General features: G+C 59.5%; 13 protein-coding genes. 6 read left to right on the top strand and 7 right to left on the bottom strand.

The window, feature by feature from the left end; translation table 11 throughout:
* Nucleotides 1-184: 184 nt before the first annotated feature.
* The 6 genes from K728_RS0100560 to K728_RS0100525 form a co-directional block, all read right to left on the bottom strand.
* Nucleotides 185-439 carry a hypothetical protein gene (locus K728_RS0100560; RefSeq protein WP_024475506.1) on the bottom strand — a complete coding sequence of 85 codons (255 nt, stop codon included), beginning with the start codon at nt 437-439 and terminating at the stop codon, nt 185-187.
* Nucleotides 429-1,016, bottom strand: a complete 588-nt coding sequence (locus tag K728_RS0100555) for a ParA family protein (RefSeq protein ID WP_024475505.1) — start codon at nt 1,014-1,016, stop codon at nt 429-431. Before K728_RS0100555 ends, K728_RS0100560 begins: the two co-directional genes overlap by 11 nt.
* Before the next feature lie 94 nt (nt 1,017-1,110).
* Nucleotides 1,111-2,388, bottom strand: coding sequence for a hypothetical protein (locus tag K728_RS0100550; protein ID WP_156911113.1), 1,278 nt, complete (start codon nt 2,386-2,388; stop codon nt 1,111-1,113).
* Between the two features lie 391 nt (nt 2,389-2,779).
* Nucleotides 2,780-4,270, bottom strand: a complete 1,491-nt coding sequence (locus K728_RS0100535) for a ParA family protein (protein WP_024475502.1) — start codon at nt 4,268-4,270, stop codon at nt 2,780-2,782.
* A gap of 85 nt (nt 4,271-4,355) precedes the next feature.
* Nucleotides 4,356-4,709, bottom strand: a complete 354-nt coding sequence (locus K728_RS18030) for a hypothetical protein (RefSeq protein WP_024475501.1) — start codon at nt 4,707-4,709, stop codon at nt 4,356-4,358.
* A 234-nt stretch (nt 4,710-4,943) separates the two neighbouring features.
* A complete protein-coding gene (locus K728_RS0100525) occupies nt 4,944-6,011 on the bottom strand; it encodes a CHAP domain-containing protein (RefSeq protein ID WP_024475500.1) in 1,068 nt (355 codons plus the stop codon).
* A 127-nt stretch (nt 6,012-6,138) separates the two neighbouring features.
* Here K728_RS0100525 and K728_RS0100520 point away from each other — a divergent pair, with 127 nt between their 5' ends.
* Both K728_RS0100520 and K728_RS0100515 read left to right on the top strand, forming a co-directional pair.
* Entirely contained in the window at nt 6,139-6,861 is a 723-nt protein-coding gene (locus K728_RS0100520) for a hypothetical protein (protein ID WP_024475499.1), read from the top strand.
* Nucleotides 6,858-7,586: a hypothetical protein gene (locus K728_RS0100515; protein ID WP_024475498.1), complete on the top strand. Its 729-nt coding sequence runs from the start codon at nt 6,858-6,860 to the stop codon at nt 7,584-7,586. Before K728_RS0100520 ends, K728_RS0100515 begins: the two co-directional genes overlap by 4 nt.
* A 36-nt stretch (nt 7,587-7,622) precedes the next feature.
* On the opposite strand, the gene K728_RS0100510 is transcribed toward K728_RS0100515, so the two are convergent.
* On the bottom strand, nt 7,623-8,144 hold the full coding sequence (locus tag K728_RS0100510) for a phosphatase PAP2 family protein (RefSeq protein ID WP_193353905.1): 522 nt from the start codon (nt 8,142-8,144) through the stop codon (nt 7,623-7,625).
* 180 nt (nt 8,145-8,324) lie between these two features.
* Between K728_RS0100510 and K728_RS22435 the strand changes: the two genes are divergently transcribed.
* The 4 genes from K728_RS22435 to K728_RS22100 all read left to right on the top strand — a co-directional run.
* Complete coding sequence (locus K728_RS22435) at nt 8,325-8,921, top strand: DUF6668 family protein (protein ID WP_084442773.1); 597 nt, start codon at nt 8,325-8,327, stop codon at nt 8,919-8,921.
* A gap of 39 nt (nt 8,922-8,960) precedes the next feature.
* A complete protein-coding gene (locus K728_RS0100505; protein ID WP_051317570.1) occupies nt 8,961-9,257 on the top strand; it encodes a hypothetical protein in 297 nt (98 codons plus the stop codon).
* 21 nt (nt 9,258-9,278) lie between these two features.
* A complete protein-coding gene (locus K728_RS0100500; protein WP_024475495.1) occupies nt 9,279-10,013 on the top strand; it encodes a hypothetical protein in 735 nt (244 codons plus the stop codon).
* A 147-nt stretch (nt 10,014-10,160) separates the two neighbouring features.
* Nucleotides 10,161-11,230 (top strand): hypothetical protein (locus K728_RS22100; RefSeq protein ID WP_051317569.1); only part of this gene is annotated, 1,070 nt, incomplete at its 3' end.

The following is an 11,230-nucleotide window of genomic DNA, read 5'->3' as shown; positions in this document are numbered from 1 at the left end:
AAGGACAGCAGCAAAAAGATGGTTGTTTAGGTCTTTACAGTCCGAACGTAGAGAGGTCGACCTCGCTGACCTGGTGAAACGTGTGAGGCTCCAAACCGTTGTGGCCCGGAGCCTCACCGATATACAGAAGAACAGATTCACGGAAACACGGAAAAACGGATAACTGTGTATCTGTTTTTCTGTTTTATTCGGGCAGGGTGTCGATGAAATCGCGGAGGATCTGGTTCATGGCTGATCCTTCATCCATGGCACGGAGTTTGAGCTTGCGGTGCTGGGCCACGGTCAGGTCCAAGGTGAGGCGTTTCGGGTATTCCTCCCCTGGTGTCTTGAAGTGGCTCGACACTGATCCGGCGGTGCGGCCAGCGGTTTTCCCGGTGGTCGCTGGGGGAGTCACCTTTGGTTTCATTTTGTCGGCAAGGGACGGTTTTTCAGCGGCCATTGTGGACCTCCAGTAGGTCGGCGGCTACGGTTTCGTAGCCGTGGAATGTGGTGGGGATGGTGCCATAGGAGGTTTTGATTTCCTCGCGCAGCGGGATATGGGTGTCAAGGACGGCTACGCCGGCTTGTTCGAAGGTTTCTATTGCAGCCGCGAGGTTGCGGGTGTTGGATCTGGTGCGCACGAGCAGCACCGCGACGGGTTTGCCTGCTTTGGTGGCCGCTTCGATGGAAGGCCAGACGCGTTGAATGTCGATTGCTGAGGCATCGGTGGGTACCAGAACAAGGTCAGCTGCGGCCATGGCCGCGTCGATGATCCGGGGATCGCCTGGGGGAGTGTCGATGATGACGAAGTCATAGCCGTTGGCGGCACGGTCCATGGTTCGCTGGTTCACCACTTTGACGTCGAAGGGCAGCTCTAGTCCGTCGTCCTCGATGGATGCTGTCCAGTCGGATGCTGAGCCTTGGGGGTCGGCATCGAGTAGGGCGGTCTTTCCTTGTTGTGCGTAGACCGCTGCGAGGTAGAGGGAGCTGGTGGTTTTCGCCACTCCGCCTTTGAGGTTTGTCAGCGCAAGTATCATGTTTTAATTTTATACTAAAACACAGAAACACGTATAGGCAGAAAAGCGTATACACGGAAATACTGGAAAACAGAAACACGGATCAACGTGGTGCTCATGTCCGGAGCGCCCTGATCTGCGCGAGAGCGACAATCTTGGCGCGGGAGTCCGGGCGTCCAACCAGCTCGGCTCGCTGGGCTTGTTCCTCCAGCGTCCGGCGACGGGCGATAGCCTGTCGTGCTGCTGCTTCTCGGGCTTCTGCGGCCTTCCGCTGGTCGGGGGAGCGCAGTAGCTCTCCCTGAGCGGTGCGCCAGCCGTCCAGGCGGCTTCTGATCCATCCACGCAACCGTGCGCATGCTTGACGGGTGTACTCCTGCGACACGTCAGGTGCCCCGCTGTCGGGCCAGCGAGTGCCGTCAGGCTTGTGATCGAAAGCATTCTCAATGTCGGCAATGGTCCAGCCAGCTAGAAAAGCTTCCCGCAGACTCGATGCCAGGTCTTTGTGGCTCATTCGCCGGAAAACAGGGGAGCGGTGCCAAATCTCTGTTGCCGCCGCCAGACGCTGTATTTGGCGGCTTGTCGTTGCGTGAATGTTCCATCGGATTTCCGGACGATACGGCGTAAGTTCGCCGGATGCGCCGCTTGCGGCGCCAATGTCTGACTGTCGCGGCGCAGCCGCGTCCTTTTGTGCCTTTTCGCGCGCCCGTGTAGGAGTTAACTCTTTCTTAAGAAGGTGGGACCGCCCAAGGGCGGGAGGACTGACATTTATATCCACAAGATCAACTGCTGGCTCGGGGACTACGCCGAGGTCGTGGGGGACGCAGAGCACGTATACGGCCGCGTCGCCGTGACGTTCACCATTCTCGTCCGGTGGGCTGAACTCGGCGCTTCTGCCGCCGGCCACGCGGCCTAGCAGTCCCCAGTTGATCAAATGGTCGATGTAGCGGGCGACGGAGCGCTCTACGCGGCCTGTGCCTTTCTGTAGGGCTTCCCAGCCTGGCCGGGTGGTCATGGTGGTGTAGTCGGTGTGCGCGATCAGAACGGTCAGTGCGTTGATGTGGTTGCGTTGGCCGTCGGCTCTCATCCCCAGTTCGGAGAGGATGAGGCGTAGCCGGGCCATCACCTGGTCGCCATGTGCGGCGCGGGCACTACCGGCGGGGATAGCGCGGTTGATGACGCTAGGAGCTGTTTCAAACTCGCGTGAAATCCGCCTGTGCAGGCTGCGGGGGATCGGCCCGAGAATGCCACCATCAAGGGGCTGTTCTGTGCGTTTGTGACCGTCGGGGACGACGGTAAGGGCCGCGCCATTGGCTCGAAATCGGCCGCGGATCTTGCGGCGCGGCGTTTCTGAAACTGTTTCAGTATTAGCTATTGCGTGTAGAGTGGGCAGCATAAAGGCCTCTCCATCTGGAGGGTGTGTTTATAGAGGCCCTTCACCCGGTCGCCGGCAAGCTTTGGGGTGGAGAGCTGAATAACTTGATATGAGGGCNCTGGCCTTGGCGATAGGCAAGGCCTCCTGTCCGTTAATCTGGTCGAGGTCGACGGTTTTCAGGTAGCTGTGGACTAGTCGCGCGACTAAGTCGCTCCTGGTTTCGTCAGTAGCCGCAACGACAGCTGCCAATTTTTCGGCGTCGTCAATCGGCAAGCGTGCAGTAATGACGTGGCGTGTGCCTTTGCTGCGCTGTGCCATAGTCCCTCTTCCGGTTGAAGCTGTCCCCTGATCCAACCTGAATCTGATTGAGTTAAGTGGGACATGCTTCGGCGTGTCGGAGTCCATGTCGCGCTTACAGCCCTTCGGATACTGCGGCTGCTGCTGCGAGCCAGGCGCGCTGCGTGGCTGGTTTCAGGGCGGTGTGTCGGATGCGTCCGGCTTTGAGGGCCTGGTCATAAGGAACGGTGACCACGCGCCGGACCAGTGGTGCGAAGCCGTCAGCGATTCTGCGGGCTTCGTCGCCGTCCTCGGCTTTCCATTGGGAAATGATGACGACGGCGTTTTCGGCCAGCTGGGCTGAGTGCTCATCCCGGGCGGCCAGGGTTTGCAGGGTGAGTTTCGCGGCCTCTGCACGGTCCTCCATGGTCGTTGTGGGGATCACTAGTTGATTGGTGTGGCCGATCATGGCACGCCAGTTCGCGGCCCTTGCGGTGTTTCCGCTGTCCATCACAATCATGCGGTAATACTTGGCGGCTACGGTGTGAACGGCATCCACTTCGTCAGCGGAGATCTCGTGATCTCCTTCGTCGTTCTCATCGGAGCGCAGCACGTCGTACTTGTCCTCGGTCTGGTGGTGCACGTAGTGCGCCAGCAGGGCGTTGTGTGCGGTGGGGGAGAGTAGCTGCTCTTTATCGCGCAGCAGATCCAGCACGCTTGACGTGTGGGGGCCTTGCTCGGTGCGCCAGCCGAGAGTGCCTTGGTTCTCGTTGTTGTCCCACGCGAGGACACCCCCGCCGCCGTAGCGGGCAAACACTGCCGCCAGGGCTGCAACGGTCGGGGTCTTGTTCGCGCCACCTTTACGGTTCACGACGGCGATAGTGCGCGGTCCCGGCCAGTGCTGGGAGACAGCGTGAATGTCAGCGCGTTCGGCCATTTCCGATTCGGAAGGGCTCATACGCAGACCCATCCGGCTCATGGCTCCACGGAATCCGCGGGTCGCTGGCTGCACCACGGGATCACTGACCAGGAACGACGTGTCTTTCAGGCTCCGCCGGGTAGGCGGTTCAGGGGTTGGCGCTGCTGCCGGTGTGCTTGGGGCGGCAGAGGTTGGCGCAGTGTCCGGGGACACTGCATGCGGTGCCTGCGGCTCCTGCACTATCGGTGCGGGCGTTGAGCGGGGCACTGAGCTTATCGGCGGTACAGAGGCGCTGGTGGCCTCCTGCGCGGGAGTAGCAGCTGGCTCGATGGGAGGCAGCGGCCGTTTGATGGTGTCCTCGCTCACCGTGTCGTCTACATGAATCACTGGTGGTGCCGTGGTCGTGACCGGGGTTTCTGCCCGTCGCCTACGGCCCTTGGTTTCAGCAGCGATTTCTTCAATGTTCCCGTCGGGGTGCACGACGAGTTCGCCGTCTCCCTCGGGGCCTTCGGTATAGACGCGGACCGGGCGGTTAAGAACGCCTGCTAGATCAATGACGATGTTCATGGCCTCGCGGCGCAGCGTGGTTTCGTCGGGTGCGTCGATGGGCCGGGAGTTCCCGGAAATGACGACTTCTCCGGTGCCGTTGGCACGGACAATAGCTTTCACATTGGGGAAGGCCGGTACTTCGACCTGGCTGGTAGTCATGGTGTTGGTTTCCTTACGTCAGAGGCGGATCGGTAAGTGCTGGTTTCGTTCGATAAAGCAGGTGGGGCAGTCAAAACTAAGGTGGTTATTTGGTGCCTTCGGGCGGGTAGAGCCGGTTCACTTTCCACGGCTCATCCTGGCCCTGGCGTAGGAGCTGAACCCCGTAGTCGCCTATGTCCGTGGGCACGGTAGCAATGACGCCGAACCCGTTGGTTTCATCAATGTCTAGGGTCGCGGGGCCAGTCACTTCACTGACCGGGACATTCGCCGGGTCCAGTGCTGAGTAGGAAGTGGTTGCTTCGGGGGTGAGCCAGCGGGCGAAGTCGTTGGCCCACTGGGTTTCCTCCACGTCGGGGCGGGCGAAGTCGGCTAACGCATCCTCAGCTACCTGCTTGGCCGCGTCCTCGTCCTCGGGGGTCCATTCGGGGTTCTCGGGCACCTCGTCCGCGTTGGGTGCCTGCGGGCCGTCTCCTACGCTCTGTGAAGGTGTGTAGGTGCTTGTCGGTGTCGTTTCCGGTTCTGAGTAGCGCGCTGGTTCGCCAGCCTGGTCGCCGCTGAAACATGCTGTACAAAGCAGAACCGCTGCAGCTGTCAGACCTAAACTACTTGCACGGAAATACATCTTTCTGTGTTTCCGTGTGTTTGGGATTGGAGTGGTCATAAGGGGGTCTCCTTAGTCGTCGCCGGGGAAGTAGAGGTAGGCGCTAACTTCGTCGGGCTGAATGTTGCGGGTGCTGTATTGGTGATCGTCCGGTGGTGCCATGCCGTTGTATTCCTCGATCGCCACCGTGCCGTCGTCATTGATTCCGGCGACGATAGCGACGTGACCGACTGATCCGGCTCCGCCGACGTTGGCCGCGTAGTAGGCGACGGCTCCGACTTCTGGTTCCTGTCCGCTGTCCCAGCCCTGCCGGTTCCATGCGTTAAGCCATTGTTCGGCGTTTCCGAGAGTGAGGTCTGAGTTGTGGAACTTCCATGGATCGCTGGTGACGCCGGCCATGGCGTTAAGGCGCCATAGGGCGAAGTCTGTGCACTCCCGGTTGTACATGCCCAGCGGGGACACGGCCCCTGGTGGGCACGTCCCTCCGATAGCGCAGAACGGGGAATTGGGCCACGGCAGATCATCGCCTTCACCGCCGAGCTGCGGGCCACCGGTAAGGCAGGTTTCGAGTCCTTCAATGTCAGCGACGGCTTCAACAACGTCGATAGCATCGGTCCAGTATTGGGCGTAGTGAAACGGGTCAGCATTGCGCTGCACCCGGTGAGCGGCCTCGCTGGGAGAGAGGGATTCCCAGCCGTCAACGTCCTGGAGTGCGTTGAAAAAGTTAGTCGAGCTGATCGTGGGGTCCATCCGGTCCTCGTAAGAACCCCAAGCGCCGTTATCGCGCTGCTGGAACAAACCCCGACTATCCGGGCCGGGTCCGTCGCCACGGTCGAGCACCTGGAGACTGGACTCACCCATAGCGGTCATCACGCCGATGGTCTGACCCGTCACACTCAGATCCAGTGCTTCGCCCGCGCTCACAATCAGGGCGGCATTAACCAACTGATCCCCGGAATACCCGGCAATCATCTCCGTGGGCAGATCCTCAGGGTCTATCTCTGAATCGCTAGCGGGAGTGCAGTCACTCGCTGACGCGGGCTGGTCGCTACCGCCGAGGAGCACCAGCATCAGGATCAGCCCAAGAAACAGCGTCGGCACTAAAACCACCGCCGTGTAGAACAGACCTTTAGACTGCATACATACCTATCGTCACCAACCACCACTCACATGTTTACAGTTTTCATCATAACGTGAATCTCGTGAATGCCTAGATGGTGGGTGGGTAGGCTGAAGCTGTCAGATCCCCGTCCGGAAGGCCCATGGCATGACCATCACCGCGCATGAGTTTCAGCGGTGGTCTGATGCCAAGATTCCTGGGCGAAGCGTGCGAGAGATCTCCCAGGCCACAGGACTCAAGTGGACCACCCTGCACCAGCAGATCGTGCGAGGGAAAGTATCTGAGGCAACGGTTGTCGCAATAGCGCGCGCCTATGAATTCTCTGCGCTGGAGGAGTTATCCTCCTTTGAGCAGTACACCGACCTTGCACTAGGGTCCAAGCCGCCAACGAACGCTGAACTGATCAGCCAAGTTCACTACCTGGATATCCTGCGAGAAATTCTGGTCCGCGCCGATGAGTTGTTACCGTTCATGCCCGGTGATCTCAGGGCCTTCCCGCACACGGACTCGACGCGGGCGTGGATAGACGCCATTGACCCTGGGGATCTGCGCACGGCCATGGCTACTCGGCTTGGTGTCACTACCTCGACCTTTTCCTCCAGGCTCAAAAGGACCCTGCCCGCCGACATTGCGATTGACGTCGCACGGTACGCAGGAGTGTCCTTAGCTAGCGGGCTCGTGGTCACTGGCCTACTTACTGAGCAGGAGGGTGGCTGGCCGCCGGAGGCTCGCCTCAACGCATTACAAGCACAGAGCGATAGTGATCTTCTCTCCATTGCTACCCAGAAACTTGCCATACAAAATAGAAAGTACTGGGGTAAAACCCACGACCGGAACCAAGCGAAGGAGTATTGGGAGAACCTGGGATGACTGAACTAATCCCCATAGCCCTGCTTGCCCTGTGCCTCACTCTGGCTGCGCTTCGTGTCCCTGCGGCCTTGAAGGGTAAGAACCGAGCCACCCTAGCGACGTTTCTGCTGATCAGCGTCGTCCTGGCTCTGGCCATCCCGGCGATTTACCTTCCCGTCGATGAAGCACTTGGTGGGGTCAACGCCGCCAACCTCATTTCACGGCTCACCCTGAACGTGGCTTTTATCCTCGTAGGGCTTCGCGTCGCTGATGCCCTCGCTTGCAAGCCGGTCCGCGACGTCATTACCGGGGCTTGGGGGCGTCGGGTTTTCCTCGGGACCTCCCTGGCCATGATTGTCATGTTCTGGGTCGCCGACGTGCCCGTGTCCTCCATGGGACTCAATTCCTATGCCGATCAATCCTGGGTGGAGCTATACCGGCTGGCCAGTCGCCTCTACCCGGCCTTCATCGCCATGCTTCTAGTGCCGTGGACCTTCAAAGCAGCACTGGATAGCTCAGCACTTCCCGTCTTGCGCGTCGCTTCAACATTATTCGCCACTGGGTTCGCACTGGTATCAGTTCTTCCAGCCCTCCTCCTGACGGACATTTGGATCAATGTTGAAGTGGCCGTCGATGCCACCGTCTACACGGCCCTGATGCTCGTTGCCCTGGCACCGACCATTACGTGGGCATCAAAACGCCACTACGCCAAAAAGGAAAAGGCCCTCATCACCACGTCCCACTAGTGCAGCAGTCAGACCCGCCGGACTAGTGCAGCCTGATTACGGGGCTAATTGAGCGAAACCATAACCGATCAGCAATCCCACGGCTGCACCTGCGAGCACCTGGGCTATCGTGTGTGCTCCTAGATGGACTCGAGACCATCCCACTGAACCAGGTACGAGCATTGCAAGCAGAGCCCAAGGGCCGAAGTAAAACACCATGGCCGCGGCAAAGAACACGGCGACCGCTGTATGTGCGGAGAGTTTCCAGCCCAGGTTGACCACTAACACCACGATGATTCCCAGCAAAACACTGACAATCATGGCCATCAACCCAGCCGGTGCGCCCATCGCGGAGAGAACCCATAATCCGACCAACACCGAAGCTATAGCTCCTCCCAGCACGGGTGCCCGCTGGGTACGCCGGCTGATGTGGTGGTCCGTGAGCCTGCCCTTCCGAGTCAAAACCACGACCACCGCGAACGGCAGCACAGCAATAAAAAAAACCGCCACCAAGGCGAAAGGCAATCCGGTCATGAACCCATCAGGGATGAAACTGCTCACCAGAATCAGGGTGGCCACCAAAACGGCTGGGGCGAAAATTTCACTGATAACCCGCGCCGGCCGGTCAAGAAATCTCTGATGTTGTGACGTCGTTTCGGGAGAGGTCATATCCTCCATCCCATCCTGTCCAACTCTTGTAGCAACGATTAGCTAACTCACCTCAGGTACTCACTTAGTTCACAAAAGCTTGATAATGTGATGTTCGTGAGTAATCCTTGGATCGCTTCGATACACCCGACGTCTAGTAAACCAGACGTCATACCTACCCCTGCAGCTATGGTCCCACCCCTGACCGGTGCTGCAACACCACAGAAGGGGATCCCTGAACCTGACGCAACTGACCGGCTTCCTCGGCGGTACGTGTCCGGTTCTGCCACGTTATGGGTCGTGGGTGTGCACGGGGGAGCGGGAGAGAGCACGGTAACGCGCTTGATCGACGGGTCCCGCTCTACGCAGCACACCTGGCCAGCATTCGAGAATGCGGGGATGCCTCCCCGTGTTCTGCTGGTCTGCCGATCCAACATGAACGGGCTGGAATCAGCGCAGCGAGCACTCATCGAGTGGGCAGCTCCGAAAGCTCCAGAAGTGGAACTACTGGGGCTTGCCGTCTTAGCTGACGCTCCGGGGAGACTCCCAAGAGAACTCCGCGACTTTGCAACCATCGTCGCCGGGGGAGCACCACGCTCATGGCATCTGCCATGGGTAGACGCCTGGCGAACAGGCGACGTGGCACCAGAACAACTGCCACGCGAAACCCGCAAATTCGTTACCGAAATCAATTCGCTCCTGCCCTAGACCAGGGCAGCAGCGTCGCCTCTAATTGAAAGGTCCACCATGCTTCACTCAGCAGCTCTCAGCCTCCAAATCAAAGCTGTAGACGTACTAGCGACGATCCCTAACCCTGGCGGCGGTGAGGCCCCTCCCGGCTCGGAAGGGTTGCTCACGATCCTCAGTTGGGCCGCATGGATTGCCCTCGCTCTGGGCGTTCTTGGCGTCATCATCGCCGGTATCACGATGATGATTCAGGTCCGTCGCGGCGAAGGCGGCGAAGGACTTTCCAAGCTCGGCTGGACCCTCGCTGGCTGTGTCGTGGTCGCCGGGGCCTCTGGACTCGTTACCGCGTTCGTCTAACCCCTGGTCAGGAGATCACCCATGAGTGACGTATCACCCGACGAGAACCACCGGAACCCTTTCACCCGGCCCGGCTTCATCATTTCCGCAGCGCTAGTGCTCGCGCTGATGGCAGCTGTGATCGTTATCGCTTTCATCCCTCGCGGAGGGGACGAACCAGACGCCGGATCAACCGAACCAACAACCACCGAAACAACCTCAGCACCCACAGCAACAGCGGACGGTGTTGAAGAAAGCATCTGCGGTCTTCCAAGTTCAGGGGAAACCGCGTTGGGCACAGCACCCGAAAGCGACTGGGAATTGGTGGGGACTATCGCTGCTCCGACCTCGCCCGAACAGCACGGCCCTGGTGTTGTCTCTGATGGGGTCCGGTCCTGCTTCTCAAACGACGTGACCGGAGCACTCTACGCGGCAGTGAACATTGCCGCTCTCGCTGGGCTAGGAGAAGAAGAAAAGCTCTATAGCGAACTATCTGTGCCAAGCCCAGCCCAACAGCAGGCATTAGAAAACGCTTCGACTTCGCCAGCGAACAATAGTATTTCTGTCCAGATCGCTGGCTTCCAGATTGACTCCTACACGGAAGAATCGGCTGTTGTCCGACTCGGAATCCGTGGATCGAACGGTGTGAACCTCAACTATCCCGTACCTCTTGAATGGCACGAGGGAGATTGGAAACTCGTGGTTCCTCCCACTGGTGATACGGGCGTCAGGGAAGTCCCGGATCTAACTGACTTCATCTCTTGGTCAGGCGCATAACCCATGCCTGGTTGTGGGATGAATCCTTTCTGCTGGGGAGAGTTAGGTTCAGCTATAGTCGTCGGCGGTGCAATCCAGGATCTAGCTCAAGCTATTTCTCAGGCACTGAGTGAGATGGTCATAACGCTCTCTACCTTCTGGGTAGATATGCCGACTAGCAACCTCACTACCGTTGGCGGCGAAGCTTCCCCTACGGTTGCGTTCTTGCTGAGCGGTCTTTGGTACTGGACCGCTGCTTTGGCCGTTCTCGGTGTCATTATTGGCGGTACCCGGATGGTGTGGGAACAGCGTGGCTCACATATCCGCGAACTACTCCGCTCCTTGCTGACCCTGACCCTTGTTTCGGGGATGGGGTTGGCTGTGATTGCGTTCCTCATCGTCGCCTCGGACGGGTTCTCGTCGTGGATCATCGACCGGGCGACAGACGGTAACGGCTTCGCCTCAGGCCTCCAAGCAATGTTGATTACAGGGCAGGGAGACACCGCTATCTTCATGGTGATTGTCCTGGGTCTGATTGGCATCCTCACATCTGTTGTCCAGATCGTTTTAATGGTCGTCCGCAGCGGGATGCTTGTGGTGCTGGCCGGGATTCTTCCGACTACAGCAGCGTTCACCAACATCGAAATGGGCAAGCAGTGGTTCCAGAAAACCATTGGCTGGACGCTTGCTTTCATCCTCTACAAGCCTGCTGCGGCGATTGTCTACGCGGTAGCTTTCCAGCTGATCGAGGGCGGTGAAATGTCCGGCTTTACGGGGACATTGAACTCCATCACGGGCCTGGCGCTGATGGTGGTCGCGTTGTTCGCTCTCCCAGCTTTGCTGCGGTTCGTAACCCCGCTGGTGGGAGCCGTCGCTAGCGGCGGCGGTGGCGGTATGGCTGCGGGCGCTGGTGCAGCGGCCATGGCCGCAATGCCTTCCGGCGCTAGATCACTCGGTGCCGCAGGACGTGGAAGCGGCGGTGCTTCTCCCACACCAGCTAGCAGCAGCTCGGGCGGCGGTCCTGGCAGTGGTGGCGGTGGCAGTAAATCCTCTCCCTCGGGTAGCTCGACCTCGGGTAACAGTTCCGGTGGAGCTGCGCCTACTCCTGGCGGAAGCAGCGGCGGTAAAGCCGGCAGCGCAGCCGGGGGCACTCCAGCTCTGGCAGCAGCAGCCTCTAGTGGCGCAAATAAAGCAGCAGGTGGGGGTGGCGGCGGCGCTCCAGCATCTAGCGGCGGCGG

It is taken from the genome of Arthrobacter sp. CAL618 (assembly GCF_000468215.1).
In the GTDB taxonomy this organism is placed as follows: domain Bacteria; phylum Actinomycetota; class Actinomycetes; order Actinomycetales; family Micrococcaceae; genus Arthrobacter_D.
The sequence above is the reverse complement of the archived record's forward strand: the minus strand, read 5'-3'. Positions and strand labels throughout refer to the sequence as shown.

What these genes read in the sequence shown, in the direction of transcription:
- K728_RS0100560 (WP_024475506.1), bottom strand. Translation starts at nt 439, where the DNA reads ATGGCCGCTGAAAAACCGTCCCTTGCCGACAAAATGAAACCAAAGGTG.
- K728_RS0100555 (WP_024475505.1), bottom strand. Translation starts at nt 1,016, where the DNA reads ATGATACTTGCGCTGACAAACCTCAAAGGCGGAGTGGCGAAAACCACC.
- K728_RS0100550 (WP_156911113.1), bottom strand. Translation starts at nt 2,388, where the DNA reads ATGCTGCCCACTCTACACGCAATAGCTAATACTGAAACAGTTTCAGAA.
- K728_RS0100535 (WP_024475502.1), bottom strand. Translation starts at nt 4,270, where the DNA reads ATGACTACCAGCCAGGTCGAAGTACCGGCCTTCCCCAATGTGAAAGCT.
- K728_RS0100525 (WP_024475500.1), bottom strand. Translation starts at nt 6,011, where the DNA reads ATGCAGTCTAAAGGTCTGTTCTACACGGCGGTGGTTTTAGTGCCGACG.
- K728_RS0100520 (WP_024475499.1), top strand. Translation starts at nt 6,139, where the DNA reads ATGACCATCACCGCGCATGAGTTTCAGCGGTGGTCTGATGCCAAGATT.
- K728_RS0100515 (WP_024475498.1), top strand. Translation starts at nt 6,858, where the DNA reads ATGACTGAACTAATCCCCATAGCCCTGCTTGCCCTGTGCCTCACTCTG.
- K728_RS22435 (WP_084442773.1), top strand. Translation starts at nt 8,325, where the DNA reads ATGTTCGTGAGTAATCCTTGGATCGCTTCGATACACCCGACGTCTAGT.
- K728_RS0100505 (WP_051317570.1), top strand. Translation starts at nt 8,961, where the DNA reads ATGCTTCACTCAGCAGCTCTCAGCCTCCAAATCAAAGCTGTAGACGTA.
- K728_RS0100500 (WP_024475495.1), top strand. Translation starts at nt 9,279, where the DNA reads ATGAGTGACGTATCACCCGACGAGAACCACCGGAACCCTTTCACCCGG.